This is a genomic window from Sulfitobacter sp., assembly GCF_039977885.1.
Classification (GTDB): domain Bacteria; phylum Pseudomonadota; class Alphaproteobacteria; order Rhodobacterales; family Rhodobacteraceae; genus Sulfitobacter.
Genome location: NZ_JBDWCI010000008.1, coordinates 186388 through 211267 on the forward strand (window position 1 = coordinate 186388; position 24880 = coordinate 211267).

Annotated in this window: 23 protein-coding genes; 6 read left to right on the forward strand and 17 right to left on the reverse strand. The window is 58.3% G+C overall.

Annotated elements, in window-relative coordinates:
- Positions 1–188 precede the first annotated feature (188 nt).
- From ABJM03_RS05565 to ABJM03_RS05575, 3 genes are all read left to right on the forward strand, one after another.
- Positions 189–476: an SH3 domain-containing protein gene (locus tag ABJM03_RS05565; protein WP_348416190.1), complete on the forward strand. Its 288-nt coding sequence runs from the start codon at positions 189–191 to the stop codon at positions 474–476.
- Positions 477–596: 120 nt separating this feature from the next.
- Complete coding sequence (locus tag ABJM03_RS05570) at positions 597–1826, forward strand: multidrug effflux MFS transporter (RefSeq protein WP_348416192.1); 1230 nt, start codon at positions 597–599, stop codon at positions 1824–1826.
- A gap of 70 nt (positions 1827–1896) precedes the next feature.
- Positions 1897–3297 (forward strand): short-chain fatty acyl-CoA regulator family protein, encoded by a 1401-nt coding sequence (locus tag ABJM03_RS05575; RefSeq protein WP_348416194.1) that lies wholly within the window; start codon positions 1897–1899, stop codon positions 3295–3297.
- Here the strand turns inward: ABJM03_RS05575 and ABJM03_RS05580 are convergent.
- From ABJM03_RS05580 to ABJM03_RS05620, 9 genes are all read right to left on the reverse strand, one after another.
- A complete protein-coding gene (locus tag ABJM03_RS05580) occupies positions 3294–4004 on the reverse strand; it encodes a thermonuclease family protein (protein WP_348416196.1) in 711 nt (236 codons plus the stop codon). The genes ABJM03_RS05575 and ABJM03_RS05580 overlap by 4 nt on opposite strands.
- Before the next feature lie 104 nt (positions 4005–4108).
- Positions 4109–5767 carry a choline dehydrogenase gene (gene betA / locus ABJM03_RS05585; RefSeq protein WP_348416198.1) on the reverse strand — a complete coding sequence of 553 codons (1659 nt, stop codon included), beginning with the start codon at positions 5765–5767 and terminating at the stop codon, positions 4109–4111.
- Positions 5767–6018 (reverse strand): DUF6552 family protein, encoded by a 252-nt coding sequence (locus tag ABJM03_RS05590; protein WP_348416200.1) that lies wholly within the window; start codon positions 6016–6018, stop codon positions 5767–5769. Before ABJM03_RS05590 ends, betA begins: the two co-directional genes overlap by 1 nt.
- The gene (gene betB / locus ABJM03_RS05595; RefSeq protein WP_348416202.1) at positions 6018–7469 is read right to left on the reverse strand and encodes a betaine-aldehyde dehydrogenase; all 1452 of its coding nucleotides are present in this window, start codon (positions 7467–7469) and stop codon (positions 6018–6020) included. Before betB ends, ABJM03_RS05590 begins: the two co-directional genes overlap by 1 nt.
- A gap of 65 nt (positions 7470–7534) precedes the next feature.
- Positions 7535–8716, reverse strand: a complete 1182-nt coding sequence (locus ABJM03_RS05600; protein ID WP_348416205.1) for a BCCT family transporter — start codon at positions 8714–8716, stop codon at positions 7535–7537.
- Between the two features lie 77 nt (positions 8717–8793).
- Positions 8794–10302 carry a choline-sulfatase gene (gene betC / locus ABJM03_RS05605; protein WP_348416207.1) on the reverse strand — a complete coding sequence of 503 codons (1509 nt, stop codon included), beginning with the start codon at positions 10300–10302 and terminating at the stop codon, positions 8794–8796.
- Complete coding sequence (gene betI, locus ABJM03_RS05610; protein ID WP_348416208.1) at positions 10299–10883, reverse strand: transcriptional regulator BetI; 585 nt, start codon at positions 10881–10883, stop codon at positions 10299–10301. The genes betC and betI overlap by 4 nt, the downstream gene beginning before the upstream one ends.
- Before the next feature lie 91 nt (positions 10884–10974).
- Entirely contained in the window at positions 10975–11877 is a 903-nt protein-coding gene (locus ABJM03_RS05615) for a DMT family transporter (protein WP_348416210.1), read from the reverse strand.
- Between the two features lie 38 nt (positions 11878–11915).
- Positions 11916–12515: a LysE/ArgO family amino acid transporter gene (locus ABJM03_RS05620; RefSeq protein ID WP_348416212.1), complete on the reverse strand. Its 600-nt coding sequence runs from the start codon at positions 12513–12515 to the stop codon at positions 11916–11918.
- Between the two features lie 311 nt (positions 12516–12826).
- On the opposite strand from ABJM03_RS05620, the gene ABJM03_RS05625 reads away from it, so the two are divergent.
- A complete protein-coding gene (locus ABJM03_RS05625) occupies positions 12827–13075 on the forward strand; it encodes a hypothetical protein (RefSeq protein WP_348416214.1) in 249 nt (82 codons plus the stop codon).
- A 111-nt stretch (positions 13076–13186) separates the two neighbouring features.
- On the opposite strand, the gene ABJM03_RS05630 is transcribed toward ABJM03_RS05625, so the two are convergent.
- Positions 13187–13930, reverse strand: a complete 744-nt coding sequence (locus tag ABJM03_RS05630) for a YebC/PmpR family DNA-binding transcriptional regulator (protein WP_348416216.1) — start codon at positions 13928–13930, stop codon at positions 13187–13189.
- Between the two features lie 144 nt (positions 13931–14074).
- Between ABJM03_RS05630 and ABJM03_RS05635 the strand changes: the two genes are divergently transcribed.
- The gene (locus tag ABJM03_RS05635; protein WP_348416218.1) at positions 14075–15847 is read left to right on the forward strand and encodes an SLC13 family permease; all 1773 of its coding nucleotides are present in this window, start codon (positions 14075–14077) and stop codon (positions 15845–15847) included.
- Positions 15848–15922: 75 nt separating this feature from the next.
- Here the strand turns inward: ABJM03_RS05635 and ABJM03_RS05640 are convergent, their stop codons facing one another.
- From ABJM03_RS05640 to mgtE, 4 genes are all read right to left on the reverse strand, one after another.
- Positions 15923–17695 (reverse strand): SLC13 family permease, encoded by a 1773-nt coding sequence (locus ABJM03_RS05640; RefSeq protein ID WP_348416220.1) that lies wholly within the window; start codon positions 17693–17695, stop codon positions 15923–15925.
- Positions 17696–17842: 147 nt separating this feature from the next.
- Entirely contained in the window at positions 17843–18655 is an 813-nt protein-coding gene (locus ABJM03_RS05645; RefSeq protein ID WP_348416222.1) for a TIGR00282 family metallophosphoesterase, read from the reverse strand.
- Positions 18656–18732: 77 nt separating this feature from the next.
- Positions 18733–19308 (reverse strand): 5-formyltetrahydrofolate cyclo-ligase, encoded by a 576-nt coding sequence (locus ABJM03_RS05650; RefSeq protein ID WP_348416624.1) that lies wholly within the window; start codon positions 19306–19308, stop codon positions 18733–18735.
- 2 nt (positions 19309–19310) lie between these two features.
- Positions 19311–20711, reverse strand: a complete 1401-nt coding sequence (gene mgtE / locus ABJM03_RS05655; RefSeq protein ID WP_348416224.1) for a magnesium transporter — start codon at positions 20709–20711, stop codon at positions 19311–19313.
- Positions 20712–20845: 134 nt separating this feature from the next.
- Between mgtE and guaD the strand changes: the two genes are divergently transcribed.
- Positions 20846–22135: a guanine deaminase gene (guaD, locus tag ABJM03_RS05660; protein WP_348416226.1), complete on the forward strand. Its 1290-nt coding sequence runs from the start codon at positions 20846–20848 to the stop codon at positions 22133–22135.
- Positions 22136–22159: 24 nt separating this feature from the next.
- Here guaD and ABJM03_RS05665 read toward each other — a convergent pair whose 3' ends face one another.
- From ABJM03_RS05665 to hisN, 3 genes are read right to left on the reverse strand one after another with little or no spacing between them, the layout of a single operon-like run.
- On the reverse strand, positions 22160–22630 hold the full coding sequence (locus ABJM03_RS05665; RefSeq protein ID WP_348416228.1) for a CAP domain-containing protein: 471 nt from the start codon (positions 22628–22630) through the stop codon (positions 22160–22162).
- 31 nt (positions 22631–22661) lie between these two features.
- Positions 22662–24008 (reverse strand): 8-oxoguanine deaminase, encoded by a 1347-nt coding sequence (locus tag ABJM03_RS05670; RefSeq protein WP_348416230.1) that lies wholly within the window; start codon positions 24006–24008, stop codon positions 22662–22664.
- Positions 24005–24811 (reverse strand): histidinol-phosphatase, encoded by an 807-nt coding sequence (gene hisN, locus ABJM03_RS05675; RefSeq protein ID WP_348416232.1) that lies wholly within the window; start codon positions 24809–24811, stop codon positions 24005–24007. Before hisN ends, ABJM03_RS05670 begins: the two co-directional genes overlap by 4 nt.
- Positions 24812–24880: the final 69 nt, after the last annotated feature.

The window sequence follows — 24880 nt, forward strand, 5'->3', positions numbered from 1 at the left end:
ACCCTGCCTGAAGGATCCGCCCCCATCCCCGCACGGGCATTGGCAAAGATACGCCGGAAACGAGCGAACATTCAGCATCGAAAGGGGCGGCACCACATTCCGGATTGCGCCACACCGCCGCGAAGCCGATAAAGCCGCAGGCGTCCGTGTGATGCCTGCTCCTGATCCGAAATTGAACAAGGTCCGCCATGCGCCGCAGCACATTTCCAGCCCTCCTCGCCCTCCTGCTTGCCTCCGGCTGCAATACTCTTGTCTCCGATCATACGACAGTGACGGGTGCAGGCGCGGACGAATTGCTTAAACTGCGCGCAGGTCCAAGCCTCAACTTCAACGTTATCCTCGGCCTGCCCGACGGGACCTCCCTTAATCGCCACGAATGCGTGACCGAGATCGGCCAACGGTGGTGCCGCGTGTCTCTTTCAGCTGCACCGCAAATCAGCGGCTATGTCTCTGCCGACTATCTCACGCAATATTAACAAGGGCTTGCTCGGGGCGCAGGGCGCGGCTGCACGATCATCAGGCAAGCGTGCAGTCTTATTGATTTCGTCACGGCCCTCCTCTCGACATTCTTTCGGTGCCCACCTACGGTCCCGCAAATGCAGCAAATCCGAGAAGATCTCCGCCCAGTCAAACTTGGCGACCGCAGATCACCGCCCCACATTGCAACATTGATCCTTCTGGCCGGTATGTCGGCCAGTGTGATGAATATGTTCTTGCCGTCTCTACCGGCAATGGCCACGCATTTTAACACCGAATACGCCGTGATGCAGTTGTCGGTTGCGATCTACCTCGCCTTTTCGGCTACGCTGCAGATCTTTGTCGGGCCGCTATCAGACAAACTTGGCCGGCGGCCCGTGATCTTGTGGGGCTTGGTGATTTTCCTTGTTGCGACATTGGGCTGTATCTATGCGCCAAGCATCGAAATCTTCCTGATTTGCCGCATGGCACAAGCCTCCATCGCAAGCGCGATGGTGCTAAGCCGTGCGGCGGTGCGCGATATGTATGCGCAGGATCAGGCCGCTTCGATGATTGGATATGTCACAATGGGCATGGCTGTGGTGCCTATGCTCAGCCCTGCTTTGGGTGGTTTGTTGGGATCATGGTTCAACTGGCAGGCCATTTTCTGGGGATTGTTCGCATTGGGCGCTGGTGTGCTGGCCCTTACCTGGGCCGATCTCGGCGAGACAGCGCGCACATCCGGCAAATCGCTCACCGCGCAATTCGCAGAATACCCCGAATTGCTGCGCAGCCCGCGTTTTTGGGGCTATGCCTTGGCATGTGGCTTTAGCTCGGGGGCGTTTTTTGCCTATTTGGGCGGCGCGCCATTTATCGGACAGGTCGTGTTTGGCATGACCCCGGCCACACTTGGTATTTTCTTTGGTGCGCCTGCGGTCGGGTATTTCGCCGGAAACTTTATCACAGGGCGCTATTCCACCCGCTTTGGCGTCAACCAGATGGTGCTTTGGGGATGTATCGTCAATGCTGCGGGCGGGCTGATCTCACTGTTGATCTTTGAAGCCGGGCTCGGCACGCCGCTCACGTTCTTTGGCATGATGACCTTTGTCGGGCTGGGCAACGGGTTGTGCATCCCCAATGCCACGGCTGGCATGTTATCGGTCCGCCCCCATCTTGCCGGCACCGCCTCTGGTCTGGGTGGGGCAATCATGATTGGCGGCGGTGCCGCGCTAAGCGCATGGGTTGGCGTACTGCTGACCCCCGACACAGGTGCCTTCCCTCTGCTGTGGATGATGCTGATCAGCGCGCTGCTGGGGCTTGCGTCTATCCTGCTGGTCATGTGGCGCGAACGACAGCTGGCTGACAGCTAACGCCGAACTTGCGCCACAGGGTTTGCAAAGTTATTCCTGAACCAGAACAGGATTTGCAAAAGGGCATTCAATGGCCATTCAAAAACTCTATGCCGGTGCCAAGCTGCGCGAACAGCGGCTCAAGCTTGGCCTGAAGCAAAAAGAGTTTGCCGCCCGCCTTGGCGTGTCCCTGCCCTATCTCAACCAGATGGAAAACAACAACCGCCCTGTCTCGACCACGGTGGTTCTTGCGCTTGCGTCCGAATTCGGAATGGACGTGACCGAGCTGAGCGCGGGCGACAGCGAACGCCTGGTGGGCGACATTCAAGAAATCCTGTCAGACCCGTTATTCGGTGGAGAGCTACCGCCCTTGGCTGATGTCCGGCTCACCGCGTCAAATGCCCCCGGCCTTGCGCGGGCATTCATCGCCCTGCATCAAAGTTATCGACAGGCGCATGAGCGCCTCGCCTCTCTGGATGAAGCATTAGGCCGCGAGGATGCGCGCTCTACGCCGAGCCCTTGGGAAGAAGTGCGCGATTTCTTCCATTATTGCGACAATTACATTGATGCCATCGACCGCGCCGCCGAACATTTTGCCGACCGCGCAGAGACCCCCGCCAATATCCGTGCGCTTGCCATAAACACGCTGGCCGCCGGTGGCCTGACCGTCGCCTTTAGCGAAATGGACGCCCTGCGGTTGCTGGATCCTGCAAAGGGTGTGCTGCATATCTCGGCCCGCGCGCCGTTGGAAACCCAAACCTTTCAACTGCTACTGCAAGTCGCGTTAAGCCAGCACAACACCCTGCTCGAAGCCACGCTGGATCTGGCGCGTTTTCATTCGACAGCCGCCCGCGACATCGCCAAAATCGGGCTGGCCAACTATTTCGCCGGAGCTGCCCTGCTGCCCTATCGCGCCTTTCAGGCGCAGGCAGAGGCCTGCCGCCATGATCTTGAAGTACTGGCCCAACATTTCGGGGCCTCCATCGAACAAATCGCCCACCGGCTCTCGACCCTGCAACGCCCTGGCGCAAAGGGGGTGCCGTTCTTTTTTGTCCGCGTGGATCAGGCAGGCACAATCACCAAACGCCACTCTGCCACGCGGCTTCAATTTGCGCGCTTTGGTGGTGCCTGCCCGCTGTGGAACGTGCACCGCGCCTTTGAGACACCGGGCCAGTTCCTGCGCCAATTGGCCGAGACACCTGATGGTATGCGCTACATCTCTATCGCTTGCGACATCTCGAAATCCGCAGGGCGTTTTGGCGCACCCGTGCGGCGTTTCGCTATCGCATTGGGGTGCGAGGTGCAACACGCAGGCCAGCTGGTCTATGCGGACGGGCTGGACCTGAACCACCACAAGGCGTTTGAGCCTATCGGCATTTCCTGCCGGATCTGTACGCGCAAAGACTGTCACCAGCGTTCAGTTCCCCCGCTTGAGCGGAACCTGACCGTCGACCCCGACCGCCGTGGTATATTGCCCTACCGCGTGGATTAGACGCGCGATTTACGCCATCCGGCGGCTCGCGCGGCGGCCTCGGAACAAAACCACCGCTCGCCTGCTTTTTCCTTGATTCCGGTCAGATCGTAATACCGCTGTCCGGGGACATGATAGATACGGACCCCTTTGGCGTTGATATTGCCCTTGATCACGCAGCCATCTGCCCGAGGCTTGGACACCACACGCCGCTTGTCGGCGCGGTGTTGTGCAGGCGTCTTCATGCGCACCGCATGCAGACCACGATCGGCAAGCGCCGCCTCGCGCTCGATCTCGGCGTAATCCTTGCCATATTTCACATAGGCAAATGCCATGCCTTCGCGCACCAGCCACGCGCCTACATCCTCACCCAGCGCCGTACAACGGGCTACCGTGCGACCATAACGGTCAACGTCGAGCGCCTCACAGCTGGCCATCTGTCCTGAATAGCGGTCTTGCACCACTTTGGTGATCCAGCCCCCACAGGCCCATGCCTCTCCGCGAGGGGTCTCACATGTCTGCTCTGTCTCGGGTGCGTCGATAACATGCAAGCGCACTTTGGTTCCTGCGACCTCGAAGGTGTCACCATCAATAACATGAATAGGCCCGCGCAAATCCGGCGTGGTCTGGTTTGCGTGCAACAATCCCCCCGACAGCCCGAAAGCGCCAAGCGTGACAAGGATAGCAATCCGCGTGCGGTGCTTTGGTTTTAAATGAAAAACAGCCATCAGCCTTGGATGTAGGAAAGTAACATCCCTGATAGATAGCCTGCTTTTCCCAGCGGGTTAACAAAAAGTTAACGCGCCGCCTTATATTAGCGGCGCGTTAATGATCATCGCTGTTTCGTCTCCCAGTCGGGATGTATCCACGGCTGATCATTGGACGCAGCCAACGGATTGAGGCCCAACACGTGATCGGCCATCTTTTCACCGACCATTATGGACGGCCCATTCAAGTTGCCGTTGGTGATCCGCGGGAAGATCGAGCTGTCCGCAACCCGCAGCCCCTCAACCCCGATCACCCGTCCCTGCCCGTCTACAACCGCGTCAGGATCATCTTTACTGCCCATTTTGCAGGTCCCGCAAGGGTGATAAGCGCTTTCTGCGTGCTCACGCACAAAGGCGTCGATCTCCGCATCCGATTGCACATCGGCTCCGGGCTGTATCTCGTGCTTGACGTAGGGTTTGAACGCGTCTTGTGCGAAAATTTCGCGCGTCAGACGGATGCAGCGGCGCCATTCCTCCCAATCGTCGGGATGGGACATGTAGTTAAAATTAATCTTTGGGTTGTCCGCAGGATCTGCAGAGCCCAGCGAAACACGTCCCCGCGATTTGGACCGCATCGGCCCCACATGCGCCTGAAATCCATGCCCCTCGGCCGCCGCTTGGCCGTCATAGCGCACGGCAATCGGTAGGAAATGGTACTGGATATCGGGATAGGCGACACCTGCGCGCGAGCGGATGAAGGCCGCGCTTTCAAATTGGTTCGAGGCGCCCATGCCCTTTTTGGTAAGCAGCCATTGCGCGCCGATGAGCGCCTTGGACAACAGATTCCAGTGTTTATAAAGCGTGATCGGCTGGCTGGCTGCCATCTGCATATAGACCTCAAGGTGGTCTTGCAGATTGCCCCCCACCCCCGGACGGTCGGCAATCACGTCAATGCCATGCTCGGCCAGATGCGCGGCAGGCCCAATACCAGATAGCATCAACAGTTTCGGCGAATTGATCGAGGAAGCCGCAAGGATCACTTCGCACCGCGCGGTGATGACCTCGATCTTGCCGCCCCGTTCAACCTCGACGCCCACGGCACGGCCGTCCTGCATCACCACACGGCGGGCGAAGGCGCGGGTCAGGCTTACATTTTCGCGCTTAAGCGCGGGACGCAGATAGGCATTGGCCGCCGACCAGCGCCGACCGTTATGCACAGTCTGCTCCATCGGGCCAAAGCCCTCTTGTTTCTCGCCGTTGTAATCGTCTGTGGCTTCATAGCCCGCCTGTTTGCCTGCCTCGACAAAAGCAGCGAACAGCGGGTTTTCGCGGGGGCCACGGCTGACATGCAGCGGGCCGTCCTTGCCGCGCCAATAGCTGTCACCGCCGTGCCCGCCGTCATGCCATGTTTCCATACGCCGGAAGTAGGGCAGCACATCGGCATAGCTCCACCCCTCTGCGCCTTGATCGCGCCAATGGTCATAGTCCATCGCATGACCGCGCACATAAACCATCCCGTTGATCGAGGATGATCCGCCCACAACCTTGCCGCGCGGTACAACCAATTCACGGTTTTCCAGCCCGGGCTCAGGTTCGGATTTATACCCCCAATCGTAGCGCTCCATATTCATGGGATAGCTCAACGCGGCGGGCATCTGGATGAAGGGCCCCGCATCCGTGCCGCCATGTTCAATCACCAGAACGGATTTGCCTGCCTCACCCAAGCGGTAAGCCATGGCACAACCAGCGCTACCTGCGCCTACAATTACATAATCAGCTTCCATCAATTCGCACTCAGATATCCAGCAAGAAGGGAAATAAAGGCACCGACGTGGACGACCATGATTGCACGGTCCTTCCACATCACGCCCACAGCAAACCACAAGGCAATACCCGCAAAAAACGCAAAGACATTCCATGGCTGCCAGCCAAGGCCGGTCAGCCCGTAACCCACCAGTTGCACCGCCGTGGCGATCCATTTCACGACATCAACCCGCGACATCGGCGGTTGCGGTTCTTGCGGCATATCGGTCATTAGAACGGTGCCTCAACGTCGCCCATGCGCACATAGACGGATTTCACCTGGCTGTAGTGGTCAATGGCCGCTTTGGAGTTTTCACGCCCCACGCCAGAGGCTTTGACACCGCCAAAGGGTGCCTCAACCGGCGCGTCATTATAGGAGTTGATAAAGCATGTACCTGCCTCGAACCCTGCGGCCACACGGTGGGCGCGGGTCAGATCGCGGGTAAATACACCAGCCGCAAGGCCGAATTCGGTGTCATTGGCGCGGGCCATGACATCGGCTTCATCTGTGAAATCAAGTACCGCCATGACGGGGCCGAAAATCTCTTCGCGCGCGATGATCATGTCGTCGGTGACATCGGCAAAGACGGTGGGTTGCATGTAGAACCCGTCCCGATCTATCGCCTTACCGCCATAGACCAGACGCGCGCCTTCGGCTTCGCCTTTGGCGATGTAGTCCAGCGCGATATCCATCTGGTTTTTTGAGACCATCGGACCAAAGCTGGTGTCGGGGTCCATCGGATCGCCAATCTTGGCTGTATCCAGACGTTCGGCCAGACGGGTCAGGAAGGCTTCTTTGATGTCTTTATGCACAAACACCCGCGTCCCGTTGGAGCAGATTTGGCCAGAGCTGTAGAAGTTGCCAAGGATCGCGCCCGATACGGCGTTCTCGATATCGGCATCCTCGAATACGATCATGGGGGATTTACCGCCCAGCTCCATTGTGACGTGCTTCATGCCTTCGGCGGCGGCGGCGTATACCTTACGGCCTGTAGGCACTGAGCCTGTCAGCGATACTTTGTCGACGCGCGGGTCTGTGACCAACGCAGCGCCCACATCGCCCAAACCTTGGACGACGTTATACAGGCCGGCGGGCAGACCTGCCTCGACCAGAATTTCAGCCACCTTCAACGCGCAAAGCGGGGTGGTCTCGGAGGGTTTGAAGATCACGGAATTGCCGCAGGCCAACGCAGGCGCGCCCTTCCAGCAGGCGATTTGCGTGGGGTAGTTCCATGCGCCAATGCCCACACAGACGCCCAGCGCCTCACGGCGGGTATAGACCCAATCTTCGCCCAATTGGATATGCTCGCCCGTCAGGGTTGCGGCCATGCCGCCGAAATATTCCAGCGCATCGGCACCAGAAGTGGCGTCTGCCACAGATGTTTCCTGATAGGGTTTGCCGGTGTCGTAGGTTTCCAGCACGCTCAGGTCGTGGTTGCGTTCGCGCATGATATCGGCGGCGCGGCGCAGGATGCGACCCCGCTCGGTGCCGCTCATGGCGGCCCATGCTGCCTGGGCGGATTTGGCGGCCGCTAGTGCTTGTTCGATAATGGCTGGAGTTGCCGCATGCACCGTCGCAATCACGGCACCTGTGGCGGGATAGATCACTTCGATCGGGGTGCCTGCGGTGTCTTCGACATATTGGCCGTTGATGAAATGGCTTGCGGTGGGTTGGGTTTGCATGAGGCTCTCTTTTGAATGATGTTGGCCCCGCGCGCGATGCTGCGCGGGGCCGGTGATTTTAGGAGTTAGTTCAACGGTGCTGCCTGACCATCGAGGTCTTTCATCGCATGGCGTTTAACAAAGAACATATAGGCGAGTGCTGCCAGATAGATGCCGATCACCACGGTGCCGACCCACTGGATTTGCAACCACTGGCTTTGGAACAGCAGCGTCAGCACGAACAGCCCGACAGCATTGGCCAACACATAGGAAACCGTGCCGAAACGCTCGGTCGTGAGGTTCAGGTTATCGGTGTAGAGGCGGATCAGGCTGTCAAACGAGTTGATGACAAACACGATGCCCACAACGGTCATGGCCCAGTTGGGCAGACCCGCCGTACCAATGCCGTTGAGGTGATAGAAATACAGAACCGAGAACCACAGCGCGAGCGGGATCGATGGGAACACCAGCAAAGCGGCCAGCAGTTGGTAGGTTTTCAATCCACCGACAAAGCGGCTGACGAATTGGCCGATCATGATGGACCACGCGAACCACCAGAACAGGTAGAATTCATGGTAATCGGTCAGCGGGATGATGAACTTGTGCAGGTTCGCGAAATAGCCACCGATTTCACCACTGGTCGCCGCCAGATCGCCGACACCCATGCCTGCATTGAAGAACATGAACGCAATCAGCGCAAAGAACAGCACGGTCGAGCTGACCGACAGGACCTTGACGAATTTGATGTCGGTCGAGCTGAAGGCCGCAACAAGGATCACCAGGAAGCAAATCACATAGAACACCGGCAGGATCGTCTCACCGTCACCGATTTCGGCAATGTAGTAAGGCATATAGATCAGGAACAGCGCGCCGGTGAAGGCACAGGTGGTGATGATGACCAAGTTGTTCAGCAGCTTTACCGCAGGGATTTCAAAGAATTTGATCCGCGGCTCGATCGCGCAGAAATAGAAGGTCGTCAGGAAATAGAAGGCCCAGATCAAAAAGCCCCAAAACCCGAATTCCAGCGCCAGCGGGTTGGTAAACCCGTAGGCAGGCTCGGTCGCGACATCCGCATAAAGCGGAAAGTCAAAGGCCAGCGGAAACATGATCAGCCCCACATCGAGGCCAGAGGTGAACAGGATGGCGATGAAGACAAACAGCGACACAGGCTGTGTACCCGTCAGCGTCAGGTTCCACCATTTAATCGTACAGAAGATCACCAGCGCGAAGGCAAGGATCACTCCGAAGGAGATGATTGAGGTTAACATTTTAAGTCCCTATCGTTTTTTGTCGGGTGTTTTATACGCGCTGGCGGCCCTGCACCCATCGGCACCGCCAGTATTTGTCATTCGCCGCGCGGAAAGCGCTTGTTTTCTTCAAGCACATTCAAATCCATATGGTTGCGCATATAGGCCTGTGAGGCGTCGCGCAGCGGTTGGTAATCCCATGGGTAATACCCGCCCGAGCGCAGCGCCTCATAGACGATCCAACGGCGCGCTTGGGATTTGCGCACCTCCGCGTCATAGGCATCCAAGTCCCAACGGGCCTCGGATTTGGCGCGCAATTGCGTAAGTGTACCTGCATGGGCAGGCACCTCGGCCAGATTGGTCAGCTCATGCGGGTCAGCCTCAAGATCGAACAGTTGATCAGGGTCCAGCGCACAGCGGTTGTATTTCCATTTGCCATACCGCAGGGACACCATCGGCGCATAAGATGCCTCGGCGGCGTATTCCATGGCCACAGGTTCCGTGCGCTCGACGCCCTGCCCCATGGGGACAAGGCTTTGCCCCGTGGTCCATGGCATGATCTCGGACATATCCACACCTGCCAGATCACATAGCGTCGGGCAGACGTCGATATTGCTGACGGGTGTTGTTTGCAGCCCTGCTTCCATCTGTGGTGCCGCAATCATCATCGGCACGCGCGCCGATCCCTCAAGAAAGCTCATCTTGAACCACAATCCACGCTCGCCCAGCATATCGCCGTGATCAGACACAAAGACGATGATCGCCTCTTGGCGCGTGTCCTCGAGCGTTTGCAGAATTTCACCGATCTTATCATCGAGATAGCTGATGTTGGCAAAATAGGCACGGCGCGAGCGTTTGATGTTGTCTTCGGTAATCTCGAAATTACCGCGGTCGTTTGCGTCAAGGATGCGTTTGGAATGAGGATCGTGATCCTCATAGGCCATCATCGGCACCTCGGGCAGCAGATGGTCGCACTCCTCGTAAAGGTCCCAGTATTTCTTGCGCGCCACATAGGGATCATGCGGATGGGTAAAGCTGGCCGTGACGCACCAAGGCCGCGCATCCAGACCGCGCGATAGCTCGTAAATCTTGCGCGTGGCCTCATAGGCGACGGCATCGTCATATTCCATCTGGTTGGAAATCTCGGCCACGCCTGCGCCTGTGACACTGCCCATGTTGTGATACCACCAATCAATCCGTTCACCGGGTTTGCGGTAATCGGGGGTCCAGCCGAAATCGGCGGGATAGATATCAGTGGTCAGGCGGTCCTCGAACCCGTGCAACTGATCGGGGCCCACAAAATGCATTTTGCCCGACAGGCAGGTGTAATATCCCGCACGTCGCAGGTGATGCGCGTAGGTGGGGATAGAGGATGCGAACTCTGCCGCGTTGTCATAAACACCCGTGGCACTGGGCAATTGCCCCGACATGAACGCCGCCCGCCCCGGCGCGCATAACGGCGAGGCCGTATAGGCGTTTTGAAACCTTGTAGACCGCGCCGCCAGCTTTTTCAGGTTAGGCGCGTGTAGCCAATCGGCCGGGCCATCAGGGAACAGCGTACCATTCAGTTGGTCCACCATAAGGATCAGGATATTCGGCTGGCTCATCCCTGCCCCTCCAGCAACCGGTCCAAGGTCAACAGCGCTGCCTGCTCTGCCCCGGCCGCACAACCGGCATCGCTGAGCGCGGCCCGCAGATATAGACCGTCGATCAGCGCCGCGATCACTTCGGCGTTGTCGACTGCATTCTGTGCATGATCGTCAATCTGACGCAGGGCGTGGATCAGGTTGGAGCGCAAACGGGCATGATAGATCTCAAGCAGGCGCTTTGTGCCCGGATGGGCCGGTGCCGCAGCATAAAGCGTCATCCACGCAGCCACCGTCGCAGGCGCGAAACAGATGGGATCAAAGCTGGCGTAGATAATCGCCTCTACCCGTCCGCGCGGCGTGCTGGCTGCCTCAAGGTGGCTGCGGGCCACAGTTCCATACTCCGTCAGAATATGACGCATGGCAGCCAGGAAAATCCTGTGCTTTCCCCCGAAATAATGATGTGCCAACGCTGCGGACATGCCGGCCTTTTGGGCGATCTGCCCCACAGTCACATCCAGCGACTGGGTGCGGCCAATCTCGTCGATTGTGGCCTGTACCAATGACGCACGGCGCAGCGGTTCCATACCAATTTTAGGCATCAGATTCGGATCATTTCATACATCCGCTTAGGGTGAGGGCTTTTAATTGACGCGTCAATCAATAAAAAAACGGCGCAAAACCACCCCGAAATCAGCCCTTGGTGGCGAGGGCGTCCGGCGTCACGCGGCGGTTGAGCATGGCTTCGCGCCAAGTGATAAAAACGACAGACCCAAGCACAACGAAACCGCCTACAATCACCCAGATATCAATGGCTTCGTGAAACCAGACCACGCCCAGCAATGTGGCCCACACCAACTGAAGAAAGGTCACCGGCTGGGTCACCGTCACAGGAGCCACAGAAAAAGCCATAGTCATTGTGTAATGACCCGCAGTAGCAAAACAAGCGACCCCGGCAAGCATCGCAAGCTCGTGCAGCGTCGGCGTGATCCAATTGGCCAAAGCAAGCGGCGCAAGCCCGATGGTCACGAAAATGGACAGCATCGCCACCACGATACCGGGCTTGACCTCATCCGCCATCACCTTGGCCACCAGATAACTTCCCGCAAAGACAAGTGCGACCAACAGCATGGCCAAATGCCCGCTACCGATTTCGCGAAAACCGGGCCGCAGAATAATCAACGCCCCGATCAACCCCGCAAAAACAGCCACAATGCGCCGAAAGGCCAACCGCTCTCCTAAAAACAGGGCCGCACCAACGGTCACGTAGATCGGTGCCATATAATTTAGCGCGGTTACATCCGCGATCGGAATACGCACCATGGCGTAGAACCACAAAGCTACCCCGCCCGCATGGCTGATCCCGCGCACCCCGAACAAACCCCATTGCCGTTTCGTCAAGCCTGCGGCCCGGATCGCTCCCAATGAAGGGAGCACAAACACCAGGCCAATTGCATAGCGCAGAAACGCCGCCTCGCCTGCGGGCAGGCGCGGCCCCATGGTTTTCACCAATGCCGTGACCATAATAAAACAAAGGCCTGTCACAAACATCCAGAAGATGCCCATCACGGGCCGTGCAGGGGAACGTGTTGTCATGGCTGCAGATGACTTTAATCGTTACACCGGCACAAGCCTTAAACGTACAAAAGACTGACCGCGATGGCCCACATGGTCAGCGCAATCAACGCATCCAATATGCGCCAGCTAAACGGTTTGGCAAACAAGGGCTGCAAAAGACGCGCGCCATAGCCCAACATAAAGAAAAACGTCAGGCTTGCCAGAACTGCGCCGCTACCAAATGCCAGCCGGTTGTCATATTGCGCCGATATCGAACCGAGCAGAACAAGCGTATCAAGATAGACATGCGGATTAAGAAAAGTCAGCGCCAAAACCACCATTAATGTACGACCCAGCGATGCCGGTGCCTGCTCCGCTGCCTCAAGCGTTCCTCCCCCTCGCCATGCACCCAGAGCGCTGCGGGCGCCGTACGCTATAAGAAACGCCGCGCCACCATAACGCATGACTGTCTCGAACCACGGCACAGCCTGCGCCAATGCGCCAAACCCCGCCACGCCTGCCGCAATCAACAGCGCATCACACATCCCGCAAGTCAGACAGACCCAGAACACATGCTCGCGCCGCAGCCCTTGCCGCAAGACAAAAGCATTCTGCGCGCCAATCGCAACGATCAACGTCAGGCCAAGCAGAAATCCGGGAATAAAAGAAGTTAACAAAGCAGCACCCTTAACACTTGCGCCGCCTGCGCAGCTGGCGTAGGGATCGCATCCGCTCACCCAAGGCGCAAGCCTTGCCTTCACGTATCAGTCACACAGATGCGTTTTGCACGTGAGCAGAAACTCAGGCACATTATGGCTTAACAAGAGGCGAAAACCGCTGAAAATTTTGACGTTCTTCTTCAAAGACTTACCCGATTATTCCATAACACGGAAATGTTACAGATTAATCACAGGGAACTGATCCAACAGCTCTAGCGTATGTCCGTGCCAACACCTATCTGCAGCACAACAAAACAAAGGAACAGCAGATGACCAATACCATCAAGAAACTGGAAGTAACTGCCGAGGAACTGGATCTGTTTATTTCCGCCCTCGAAACACAGTCAAAGATCCTGCAGATGCAGGCCAGCGCAGGTGGTCCCGGTGCAAACGAGCGGTTAAATGAAGTGAAGAGCCTGCTGGTAAACGTGTCGAGCCACCGCGAGGTATCGCGCGATCCACGCCCTGCACAAAGCGGCCTATGGAACATGCTTCGTTCCCTGCGCGAGGCGATCTAGAGCCCGCGCAGGCGAATGCCGGCTGAAAAGTTTCCGACGTTCCAAATAAAAACACCGCTGCCTGTTCCTGCAGCGGTGTTTTTATTTTTTCAAACGGTGGTTTGACGCTTCTTATTCAAGCGCTTCCATGACCTCGTCCGAGGCTTCAAAATTGGCCGTGACGCGCTGCACATCATCATCATCCTCCAGCGCATCAATCAGCTTCATCAGCTTCTGCATGCCCTCAAGGTCCAATTCGGTGGTGGTGGTCGGCCGCCAGATCAGCTTGGTCGAGGTCGACTCGCCCAGCTCTGCCTCCAGCGCCGTAGATACCTCATTCAGGTCCGTGTCAGCGCAAAAGATCACATGCCCTTCTTCGGTGCTCTCGACGTCTTCGGCACCGGCTTCGATTGCGGCCATCATAACCGTATCCGCATCGCCGACTTCGGCCGGATAGATGACTTCGCCCTTGCGGTCGAACATAAAGCCCACGCTGCCGGTCTCGCCCAGATTGCCGCCGTATTTAGTAAAGGTCGAACGCACAGTCGAAGCAGTCCGGTTGCGGTTATCCGTCATCGTCTCGACAATCACGGCGACGCCATTGGTGCCGTACCCTTCATAGCGGATTTCTTCGTAATCCTCCGCATCGCCCCCTGTCGCCTTCTTGATGGCGCGGTCGATGTTATCTTTGGGCATCGACGCCTGCTTGGCCTCTTTGACAGCCAAACGCAGACGCGGGTTTTTATCGGGATCGGGGTCACCCATCTTGGCCGCTACTGTAATCTCTTTCGAGAACTTCGAAAACATCTTGGAGCGCAGCTTGTCCTGACGCCCTTTGCGGTGCTGGATGTTTGCCCATTTGGAATGGCCTGCCATTGCGGTCTCCGTAGATTGAATGTTTTATTTAGCCGCGCTTATAGGGCAGCTGACCGCAGATGGGCAAGCACCTCCTCAAGCATCGCCAAAACTGTTGGCCCATTCCCCCTTGCCCTTATTTGCCCCCTGCAACATGTTACCCCTATGACAACTGATCAAATTATCCTCTTCGCCCTCTTCGGAGCCGTCTTCGGCCTGCTGCTTTGGGGCCGCTTCCGCTATGATATCGTTGCTTTTTCAGCCTTGATGGCAGGTGTCGTACTGGGCGTTGTGGACAGCGCGGATGCATTCAGCGGTTTTGGCCACCCTGCCACGCTAGTTGTGGCGCTTGTACTTGTGGTGTCGGCTGGGTTGGTGCGCTCTGGCGCTGTGTTGCTGATCACCCGCACACTGGTAGATGCCTCGCGCAGTCTGGGCGCACATATCACACTGATGGGAGCCGTTGGCGGCATCCTCTCTGCCTTTATGAATAATGTCGCAGCTCTCGCCCTCCTGATGCCCGTCGACATCCAAACCGCACGCAAGGCAGGTCGGGCACCGGGCCTGTCGCTGATGCCACTCAGCTTTGCAACGATCCTCGGCGGTATGGTCACGCTGATCGGCACCCCGCCCAATATCATCATCGCCTCGATCCGCGAAGAATCCCTCGGCGCGCCCTTCAAGATGTTCGACTTTGCCCCCGTAGGCGGCGTCGCGGCGATTGCCGGACTGGCCTTTGTCGCCCTTGTCGGTTGGCGCCTGATCCCCGCCCGTGATGACAACGCCCTAAACGCCGAAGACCTCGCGGCCTATATCGCAGAACTCGTCGTACCCGAAGACAGCAAACACATCGGCAAACGCCTATCCGAGCTGGAAGAAACCGCCGATAAAGCCGATGTCACCATCCTTGGCCTGATGCGTGACGGCAAACGCCGCTATGGCCGCGCCCGCAACGCCGAATTGCGCGCAGGCGATGCATTGGTGCTCGAGGCAACACCAGACGCGCTGGATGAATTCCGCTCCACCCTGGATCTGGCTGTCGCAGACAGCGCCCGCGAAGAACGCCTGCGCGCCGACGGTGAAGGTGTCGAGATTATCGAGGTTGTCGTGACAGCCGAAAGCCGCCTTTCAGGACGTACCACACAATCCGTGGGCCTCGCGTGGCGCCAGCGCACAGTGCTGCTGGGTATCTCGCGGCGTGGCCGCAAGATCACTGAACAGCTGCGCAAAACCCGGCTTGAGACAGGCGATATCCTGCTGCTGCTTGTGCCGCGTGATACAGGCAATGATGTGGTCGAATGGCTTGGCGTGCTACCGCTGGCCGACCGCGGCCTTGCAGTCACGGAAAACAGCAAGGTCTGGCTCGCGATCGGCCTCTTCGCCGGCGCTGTGGTCGCGGCTTCGCTGGGCATTATCTACCTGCCCATCGCCCTCGGAATAGTCGTCATAGCCTATGTGCTGGCCAAAATTGTGCCCCTATCCGAACTCTACACCCATATCGAATGGCCGGTCGTCGTCTTGCTTGGCTCGATGATCCCACTGGGGGCCGCGCTCGAAAAATCTGGTGGTACAGAACTGATCGCAGGATCATTGGTCAACCTGACCCAAGGCATGCCCGCTTGGGCGGTCCTGACTGTACTCATGGTTGTCACAATGACGCTGTCGGATGTTCTCAACAATACGGCCACCACCATCGTGGCAGCCCCTGTCGGCATCCAGATGGCACGGTCTCTCGAAGTGAACCCCGACCCCTTCCTCATGGCCGTCGCAATCGCCGCCTCCTCTGCCTTCCTCACTCCGATCGGTCACAAGAACAACACACTGATCCTCGGCCCCGGTGGCTACAGCTTTGGCGATTACTGGCGGATCGGCCTCCCACTGGAAATCATCGTGGTTGCTGTCTCCATCCCCGCGATCCTCGTATTCTGGCCTCTCTGAAACCCTATTTCTTCTAGCCGGAAATACTCCGGAGGTCTGGAGGCAGAGCCTCCAGCGGGCCCATAGGGCCCGCCCTCACCAAAACAGCGGAATAACCGCACTTGCGATTAAAGACATAGACAGGTTCAGCGGTACGCCCACCTTCATAAAATCAGTGAACTTATATCCACCCGGCCCGTAAACCAGCGTGTTGGTCTGATAGCCGATCGGCGTGGCAAACGCACATGACGCCGCAATCATCACCGCCACGACCAACGCCCGCGGGTCAGTCCCCAGCGCCGTAGCCAACGAGATGGCAATCGGGGTCATGATCACTGCAACAGCATTATTCGAGACAATTTCCGTGAAAATAGTTGTCATCAGGAAGACACAGAAAATAACCAGAAATGGCGGCATCCCGACCAGCGCTGGGGCCACGGCATCCACAATCAACTGAACCGCGCCCGTATGCTGCAACGCGGCCCCGACACAAAGCATGGAAAAGATAAGCGCAAGCAACCGCCCATCAATGAATGAAAATGCCTCATCCGCATCGATACAACCCGTCACCAGCACCACCGCCACGGCCATCACAGCCAGCATCAGGATCGGTGCCACATTCAGTGCCGCAAGGATCACAATCGCCGCCAGAGCGCCTACGGCGATCGGCGCATGACCTCGACGATATGCACGCTCGGACGGGGTGCTGACGTCGACCATATCCATGTCCACCGACAGGCGCTGGATATCTTCCGGTGCCCCCTCCAACAAAAGCGTATCCCCGACCCGGACCACCAGATCATCCAGTTGGCGGCCAATATTCTGGTTCCGGCGATGCACCGCCAGCGGATACACACCGTAACGGCGGCGCAAACGCAGCGCCCCAAGGCTACGGCCCACCATGCGGCAGCCCGGCGTGATCAACACCTCCACGGTATGGGTCTCAACCGCCGATACCTGATCCACGCGCTTAAGCTCTGGCGTGGCCTGAAGGCTCAGCAGTTCGGCCATCTGCGTACGCAACACCACACGGTCCCCCATTTGAAGAACCACGTCCTTCAGGTTCCGCCGCAAGGATGCATCCCCGCGCACCACGTCAATCAACCGTACACCGTCGCGCTTGAACAGCTTCACATCCAGCACTTCACGACCAATGAGGTTACTCTCTGCCGGGACGACCGCCTCCGAGAAAAACTTCATCTTCGAACGGTTGCCAAGCATGCCTGCCATGCTGTCACGCTCGGGCAAAAGGCGCCGGCCGATCGTCCCCATGTAAACAAGCCCCCAGGTACAAACGACAAGGCCGATGGGCAGGATTTCAAAGATGCCGAACGGCTCCATCCCCTGCGAACGCGCAACCCCGTCTACCAACAGGTTTGTCGAGGTCCCGATCAACGTAAGAGAGCCCCCCATGATCGCGGCGTAACTCAGCGGGATCAACAGCTTTGAGGCTTTGGTGCCCAGCGTTTTACTCAGCTGGACAACCACGGGGATCATTACCACCACCACCGGCGTGTTATTCATAATCGCACTGGCCGCCATGACAGACAGGATCACGCCCACTACAGCCATTTTGGGATTGGTACGGGCATAGCGTTCTGCCAGTTGGGTCAGCACCTCCAACGCGCCGGTCCGTACCAGCGCGCCCATGACAATAAACATCGCCGCAATCGTCCAGGGGGCCGAGTTGGACAGCACCTCTTGCGCATCATCATAGGGCAGCAGCCCCAGCGCCAACAAAATTGCCGCGCCTGCAAGTGCGACAACTTCCGTTGGAAACGTCTCCCGCAAAAAGAGGATAAACATCACCCCCACAACTGTGAGCGCCAGCACCGCTTGGGAGAATTGCGAAAGTTCAATAATATTCATGCGTCGAACCTGTTATAAACGCTCTTGTTGTCGCCTATGGTGTGCGCTGCGGCAAGCATTCGTTTGAACCGGGCCAGCCGCGGTGTAATCGTCACACCAGCCCATTCGGTTCCGGACGTCTGCCCGCCTATCCCGCTACCGATGCCTTCAGGGGGCCGCCTGTTGCAGGTTGCCCCCTTGGCGCACGGGTACCACCCGCGTGGCGCGGCCTGTCTTGTCGTCAGTCTCGACATAGACGCCGGACAGGGTCGCCTCGCCATTGGCGGGAGAAAACCGGTCTTTGGGCATGCCTGTGATAAAGCGGCGCAAGGGCTCGGCCTTATCCATCCCGATGACCGAATGATAATCGCCGCACATCCCCGCATCTGTCAGGTAGGCCGTGCCCGCAGGCAGGATCATCGCATCCGAGGTTGGCACGTGGGTATGGGTCCCCACCACAAGGCTTGCCCGCCCATCGCACCAATGGCCCATGGCCATCTTCTCAGAGGTGGCTTCGCAATGCATGTCCACAATAATCGCATTGGCCATGCCGCCCAGAGGATGGGTTTTAAGCACGGTATCAAGGGCTGAAAACGGATCATCAAAGGGGCGTTTCATAAACACCTGCCCCAAGGCCTGAGTGACCAGTACCTGCTTGCCCGTGCGGGTCTTGAACAGGCGCGCTCCCTTGCCCGGGGCGTTTTTCGAAAAATTGAGCGGGCGAATGATGCGCGGCTCTTGTTCGATAAACGCCAGCATGTCCTTTTGATCAAAGGCATGATCGCCCAGCGTCAAGCAATCGGCACCCGCAGCCAACAGATCTTTAGCATGAGAGCCTGACAGGCCCATACCCGAAGTGGCGTTCTCGCCATTGACGACGATGAAATCGAGCTTCCACTCACTGCGCAATCGGGGGAGGTTTTCGGTAATGGCACGGCGCCCGGCGCGGCCCATTACGTCTCCGAGAAAGAGTATCTTCATGTGCCCTCGCTAAGCTGGCAAAGCCGTTTATGCAAGTACCAAGGGCGCTGAGGTGCATATGACACAGGCAATTTTCATCAGGTATTGCCCCGCCCATGGGTGGCGGCGATCTCGATCACGCCCGCCTCGGTCACGATCAGATCAAGCGGCTGGTCTGTCGGCTCTAACGGGCATTGGTCGACCTCTTGGCCCGCAAATGCAAAACCGATGGCCAAAGTAGACCGGCGCGCACGCAGCATTTCCAGCGTTCGGTCATAAAACCCTCCGCCATATCCCAAACGTCCGCCCGCGCGGTCGAAAGCCAATAGCGGTACAATCACAATTTCCGGCTCAAAGATCGACAGCTCCGCCGGGACCTGCGCCCCGAAAGGACCTGCGACCATGGCCGCCTCGGGGGTCCATTGCGCAAATTTCAACGGCTTAGCCTCGGCTTCGATCACAGGCACGCCCACCAGCCCGTGCGCACAGGCCTCGGCCATTGCCGGTCTGGGATCAATTTCCGTGCGAATAGGCATAAAGCCGGCTAGCGGGACACCGCGGTACCCTGCCAGAACCTCACTCAGATACCCTGCTTGCGCTGCATTTGCCGCCTCGAACAGCGGCTTGCGCCGCGCAAATGCCGCCTTGCGTACCTGTGCTTTCAGGTCATCCATGCTCATAACAGAACGGCCGCCGCGAGCCCGAGGAAGGCGAAAAATCCAACCACGTCCGTTACCGTCGTTACAAATGCCCCCGACGCCAGTGCAGGGTCTATACCCAAACGGTCCAGCACGATCGGAATCCCCGTTCCTGCAAGCCCCGCAATGACCATGTTGATCACCATCGCTACGGCAATCACCCCGCCCAGCGCGGGAGAGCCGAACCAAATGATGCCGACAATCCCCATCACAGCGGCGAATATGCTGCCGTTGATCAGCCCCACCAGACATTCACGCCGGATCACGCGCCATACGTTGGAACCGGTAAGGTCTTTTGTCGCCAATGCCCGCACCGCAACAGTCAGGCTTTGGGTACCGGCATTGCCGCCCATCGAGGCGACGATCGGCATTAAAACAGCCAAGGCCACGATCTGCGCCAGTGCCACTTCGAATTGCGCGATCACAAGGCTTGCCGCGATGGCGGTCATAAGGTTCACGGCCAACCACGGCAGACGTTGTTTGGTCGTCTCGCGCACACGGTCGCTCAACGATCCTTCGCCAACCCCCGCAAGACGCATGATGTCTTCTTCGTGTTCCTCATCCAGCACGGCCATGGCGTCATCAATGGTAATCACCCCGATCAGTCGCCCGTCCTCATCCACAACAGGTGCCGAAATCAGGTGGTACTGGTTAAACGCATATGCCACATCCCCCTCATCGCGGGTGGCGGGGATGATCTGGAATGAATCCTCATACAGCGTGCTCAGCAGCACCTCACGTTTTGAGCGCATAAGCTTGCCCAATGTGACATTGCCGACCGGATGCAGGCGCGGATCAACAACGATGATGTGATAAAACTGATCCGGTAGATCCTCTTCGGGGGTGGCACGCAGATAATCGATAGCGGCTCCGACGGTCCAATGCTCGGGTGCCATAACGACCTCGCGCTGCATCAGACGACCAGCCGAGAATTCGGGATAGGTCAGTGCCTGCTCAACCGCAGCGCGGTCTCCATCATCCAAAGCGTCCAGAATGGTAGCCTGCTGCGCGTCTTCGAGATCTTCGATGATGTCAACGACGTCATCACTGTCCAGCTCGCGCATCGCTTCCTGAAGCACCTGCGGTGTAAGGATCGCGATCACTTCATCACGGATGGAATCGTCAAGCTCGGAGAGAATTTCCCCGTCGAACTCACGGTCGTACAACCGGATCAGACGCGCACGGTCAAAGGCGTTGATCTGCTCCAGAAGGTCAGCGATGTCCGCAGGGTGCAGCGGCTCCATCAGCTCGATCAGCTTGTCGCGGTCTTCAATATCGACAGTATATAAAATTGCTGCCACATCGCGTTTGACCAGCGCATAGGCCTCGGTGTCAGACTCGTCCGCCACAAGGAGCTGCTCAGTGTTTTCAGTCGACATACGCGCGGCCCCCTTTTGCTGTTTCGCATAGCATAAGGGTGGCTCAAGGTGACCACAATGGCCCACGCAGCCCACTGTAAAATCTTTAGGAAAGCGCCATTGCTCCCCCGTTGTAATCCACTCATACTCGGCGGATGAATACGCAAACCCTCCTCACCGGCCAGACCCTTACCTTTCGAGGGAACCCCTTTATCCAAGCATGGGAAGACTGCGTGCATATCGACAGCGCCGGAGCTGTTTTATTGGAGGGCAGCCGCATTGGGGCAGTGGGGCCAGCGACCACCCTAAAGGCGGCACATCCGCAGGCAAGCGTGGTCAATTACGGGAATGATCTGATCTGCCCGGGTTTTGTGGATGCCCACGCGCATTACCCTCAAACCGCAATGATCGCGAGCTGGGGCAAGCGGCTGATTGACTGGCTCGAAACCTACACATTCCCCGAAGAGGCGCGGTTTGCCGATCCGTCCTATGCCAGCGATATCGCGGGCCGCTATCTTGACCTGACGGCGGCAGCAGGCACGACGACAATTGCCTCTTTTGCCACCATCCACCCCCATAGCGCCGATGCGCTTTTTGCTGCGACTCAAGAACGCGGGCAATGTATGGTGACGGGCAAGACCTGTATGGATCGAAACGCGCCGGATAATCTACGCGACACTGCGCAAACCGCCTATGACGACAGCAAAGCGTTGATCGACCGCTGGCATGGCAAAGGCCGCGCGCATTATGCCATCACGCCGCGCTTCTCTCCTACGTCTACGTCGGACCAGCTCAGCGCGCTTGGCGCACTTTGGGCAGAGCACCCCGACTGCCTGATGCAAACCCACCTGAGCGAGCAACCCGATGAGGTCGCATGGGTGGCCGAGCTGTTCCCCAAGGCGCGCGATTATCTCGACACATATGAGGCCCACGGGCTGTTGGGCGCGCGCGGTCTGTATGGGCACGCGATCCACCTGACGCCGCGTGAAATCGACCGGCTGGCCGACGTGCAGGGCCGCGTAATCCACTGCCCCACCTCCAATTCCTTTATCGGCTCAGGCGCGTTGAACCTGCCGCAACTCGCCACTCGCGGCGTGCCCTTGGGGCTGGCCACCGATACCGGCGGTGGTTCGTCTTTCTCGATGTTGCGCACGATGGCTGCCGCCTATGAAGCAGCCCAACATCACGGTCACGCGCTACACGCGGCACAGTTGATGTGGTTGGGCACCGCAGGGTCGGCAAATGCGCTGCATCTAGGCGATGAAATCGGCACGCTCGCTGCGGGTTATTACGGCGATATTGCCGTGCTGGACCTGCAATCAACTGCTGCGATTGCCCAACGTGCCAACCGTTCGGGCAGTGTATGGGAAGACGTGTTTGCCACGCTGATGATGGGCGACGAGCGCGCAGTGCGCGCCACATGGATTAATGGAAACCTGATCTAACCCCCGCTTAGCGCGCAGCAAAGCCTAGCAATTGCTGGCACCCAGCACCATCACGCGAAATCCGTTCACATTAGCCATGCCGAATTCCCGCGCTTTACCCTTGATCATGTTGCGGTAGTGCCCCGGAGATGTGCGCCATTGTTCGATTGCCGCCTGATCGCTCCGGTAGCCACGGCTGACGTTCTCTCCCAATGAGCACCAGTCATAGCCTGCCCGCTCTACCCGCCGGCGCAAGTCCGATCCATCCGAGCTGGTATGGCTCAGGAAGTTATTTGCCGCCATATCCTGCGCATGGGCCAGCGCCGCACGATCCAGTTTGGCGTTTCGTTTAACCTGACCGACACCTGCACTGGCGCGGATCGCATTGATCTGCGCCCTGACCGGTGTCGTTGTTCCCGCGAATGCGGCAGATTGTGGATCGTTGACCGGGCCTTGCCCCGTGCTACACCCGACCAAGAACAGCGCCATGGCTGAACACATCAAAACTCGTCTCATACTCGTACTCTCACTAAAACCGGCGGGCTTTTTACGCCCGCATCAATGCCGTCGCAAGCCCCGCTTGCTGCCGCAAAACCTGCGGCAAATCTATTGTGGAAAGGTTACTTTCTCGCACGATACGCCGCCCCTCAACGAAAAGATCGCGCACAGTGGTCGGGCCGGCAAGAAGCAGCGCAGCACGATCCCACGACCCTGACGCCTCTACGCCGGTCATGTCCCAAACCGCGATATCAGCGCGCTTGCCCACCGCGATGCGCCCACAATCGGGGCGGCCCAATATGTCGGCCCCTCCACGTGTCGCAATCTCGAGCGCCTCACGCGCGCTCATCGCATCTGCGCCAAGCGCCACACGCTGCAACAACATCGCCTGCCGCGCCTCGGCCACCAGATTTCCCGCATCATTGCTGGCCGAGCCATCGACCCCCAGCCCCACCGGCACGCCCGCGTCGCGCATGGCGCGCAGCGGAGCAATGCCGCTGCCAAGGCGGCAGTTGGAGCACGGGCAATGGGCCACGCCGGTTTGCGTGCGCGCAAACAGCGCGATCTCGGCAGGGTCCAGCTTTACGCAATGGGCGTGCCAGACATCCGGCCCGACCCAACCCAGACTTTCCGCGTATTCCCCCGGACGGCATCCGAAGGTTTCAAGGGAATAGGCCACATCTTCGTCATTTTCGGCCAGATGGGTGTGCAACATCACGCCTTTGTCGCGTGCCAACAAAGCAGCGTTGCGCATCAGATCCCTGCTCACTGAAAAGGGCGAACAGGGCGCAATCCCCACGCGGCACATAGAGCCCTCTGCAGGATCGTGAAACGCATCAATCACGCGGATACAATCCTCAAGGATCGCGCCCTCCTCTTCGACCAGCGCATCGGGCGGCAGGCCGCCATCGCTTTCGCCAATACTCATGGCGCCGCGTGTAGGATGAAACCTCAGGCCAACTTCGGCCGCCGCGTGGATAGTATCTTCCAACCGTGATCCGTTGGGATACAGATACAGGTGATCCGAGCTTAGCGTGCAACCCGACAAGGCAAGTTCCGCCAGACCAACCTGCGCCGAGACAAACATGTGCTCGGGCGTAAATTTCTGCCAGATCGGATAAAGGGTGCGTAACCAACCGAACAATAGGGCATCCTGCCCGCCCGGTACCGCGCGGGTGAGGCTTTGATACAGGTGGTGGTGCGTGTTGACCAAACCTGGCGTAATTAGACAGCCCGAAACATCGACAACCTGCGCACCTTCCGGCACGGAGAGGCTCTCTCCGATCTGCGCGATGGAACCGTTTTCCAGCAAGATGTCATGACCTGACAGCTCGCGCCGCGCATCGTCCATCGTCAGAACCGTATCGGCCCCGCGCAGCAGCACCGCCTGCGTCATGACATTTGCGCGCGCAAGATCGCCAGCGCCTCCGCATGGATTTGTGCATTGGCCGCGGCAATCACCTGACCGCCATTATGGGCAGGCCCGCCGTTCCAGTCAGTCACGACCCCTCCCGCGGCCTGTATCAATGCCAGTGGCCCCTGAATGTCATAAGCCTGCAATCCCGCCTCGATCACCAGATCGACCTGACCGCTGGCAACCAGCGCGTAGGCATAGCAATCCATACCATAGCGCGTGAGTTTAGCCTGCTGTGCCACAGCCGCAAAAGCCTCACCTTCAGCGGCTGAGCCTACTTCGGGGAAAGTCGTGAAAACAATTGCCTCATTCAAACCGCGAGCCGCACGGGTGCGCAGCGGGGTCCGGTTGCCCGCGCGGATCAACCATGCGCCATCAGGCCTCCCCAAAAAGCGCTCACCAATATATGGTTGGTCTATCACCCCAAGAAACGGCCCATCCGCCGGACCCACAGCGATCAAGACGCCCCATGTCGGCGTGCCCGACACAAAGCCGCGCGTCCCGTCGATTGGGTCCAGCACCCATGTCAGGCCGCTGGTGCCTTCGGTCGTGCCCAATTCCTCACCCAGAATACCGTCATGAGGACGGTGTTCAGCCAGTACCGCGCGCATGGCAGCTTCGGCTTCGCGGTCCGCTTGGGTAACGGGATCATAGCCTCCTGCAAGCTTATTATCATCCTTCAGCGCCGCACTGCGGAAATAGGGCAAAATGACCGCGCCTGCAGCGTCAGCCATCAACCCTGCAACATGGGCCAGCTCGTCAAAAAGTGAGGTATCTGTTTTCATGTGAATGTCGTCTCATTGTGCACCGCCCCTTGCAAGGCTTGGATGCCAAAAAGGCGCTATTTTCACACA

Coding starts and splice junctions, on each gene's coding strand:
- ABJM03_RS05570 (WP_348416192.1), top strand. CDS start 597: ATGCAGCAAATCCGAGAAGATCTCCGCCCAGTCAAACTTGGCGACCGC.
- ABJM03_RS05575 (WP_348416194.1), top strand. CDS start 1,897: ATGGCCATTCAAAAACTCTATGCCGGTGCCAAGCTGCGCGAACAGCGG.
- ABJM03_RS05670 (WP_348416230.1), bottom strand. CDS start 24,008: ATGACGCAGGCGGTGCTGCTGCGCGGGGCCGATACGGTTCTGACGATG.
- hisN (WP_348416232.1), bottom strand. CDS start 24,811: ATGAAAACAGATACCTCACTTTTTGACGAGCTGGCCCATGTTGCAGGG.
- ABJM03_RS05600 (WP_348416205.1), bottom strand. CDS start 8,716: ATGTTAACCTCAATCATCTCCTTCGGAGTGATCCTTGCCTTCGCGCTG.
- betB (WP_348416202.1), bottom strand. CDS start 7,469: ATGCAAACCCAACCCACCGCAAGCCATTTCATCAACGGCCAATATGTC.
- ABJM03_RS05640 (WP_348416220.1), bottom strand. CDS start 17,695: ATGAATATTATTGAACTTTCGCAATTCTCCCAAGCGGTGCTGGCGCTC.
- guaD (WP_348416226.1), top strand. CDS start 20,846: ATGAATACGCAAACCCTCCTCACCGGCCAGACCCTTACCTTTCGAGGG.
- ABJM03_RS05665 (WP_348416228.1), bottom strand. CDS start 22,630: ATGAGACGAGTTTTGATGTGTTCAGCCATGGCGCTGTTCTTGGTCGGG.
- ABJM03_RS05645 (WP_348416222.1), bottom strand. CDS start 18,655: ATGAAGATACTCTTTCTCGGAGACGTAATGGGCCGCGCCGGGCGCCGT.
- mgtE (WP_348416224.1), bottom strand. CDS start 20,711: ATGTCGACTGAAAACACTGAGCAGCTCCTTGTGGCGGACGAGTCTGAC.
- ABJM03_RS05625 (WP_348416214.1), top strand. CDS start 12,827: ATGACCAATACCATCAAGAAACTGGAAGTAACTGCCGAGGAACTGGAT.
- ABJM03_RS05630 (WP_348416216.1), bottom strand. CDS start 13,930: ATGGCAGGCCATTCCAAATGGGCAAACATCCAGCACCGCAAAGGGCGT.
- ABJM03_RS05580 (WP_348416196.1), bottom strand. CDS start 4,004: ATGGCTGTTTTTCATTTAAAACCAAAGCACCGCACGCGGATTGCTATC.
- ABJM03_RS05590 (WP_348416200.1), bottom strand. CDS start 6,018: ATGACCGATATGCCGCAAGAACCGCAACCGCCGATGTCGCGGGTTGAT.
- betI (WP_348416208.1), bottom strand. CDS start 10,883: ATGCCTAAAATTGGTATGGAACCGCTGCGCCGTGCGTCATTGGTACAG.
- betC (WP_348416207.1), bottom strand. CDS start 10,302: ATGAGCCAGCCGAATATCCTGATCCTTATGGTGGACCAACTGAATGGT.
- ABJM03_RS05615 (WP_348416210.1), bottom strand. CDS start 11,877: ATGACAACACGTTCCCCTGCACGGCCCGTGATGGGCATCTTCTGGATG.
- ABJM03_RS05650 (WP_348416624.1), bottom strand. CDS start 19,308: ATGGATGACCTGAAAGCACAGGTACGCAAGGCGGCATTTGCGCGGCGC.
- betA (WP_348416198.1), bottom strand. CDS start 5,767: ATGGAAGCTGATTATGTAATTGTAGGCGCAGGTAGCGCTGGTTGTGCC.
- ABJM03_RS05565 (WP_348416190.1), top strand. CDS start 189: ATGCGCCGCAGCACATTTCCAGCCCTCCTCGCCCTCCTGCTTGCCTCC.
- ABJM03_RS05635 (WP_348416218.1), top strand. CDS start 14,075: ATGACAACTGATCAAATTATCCTCTTCGCCCTCTTCGGAGCCGTCTTC.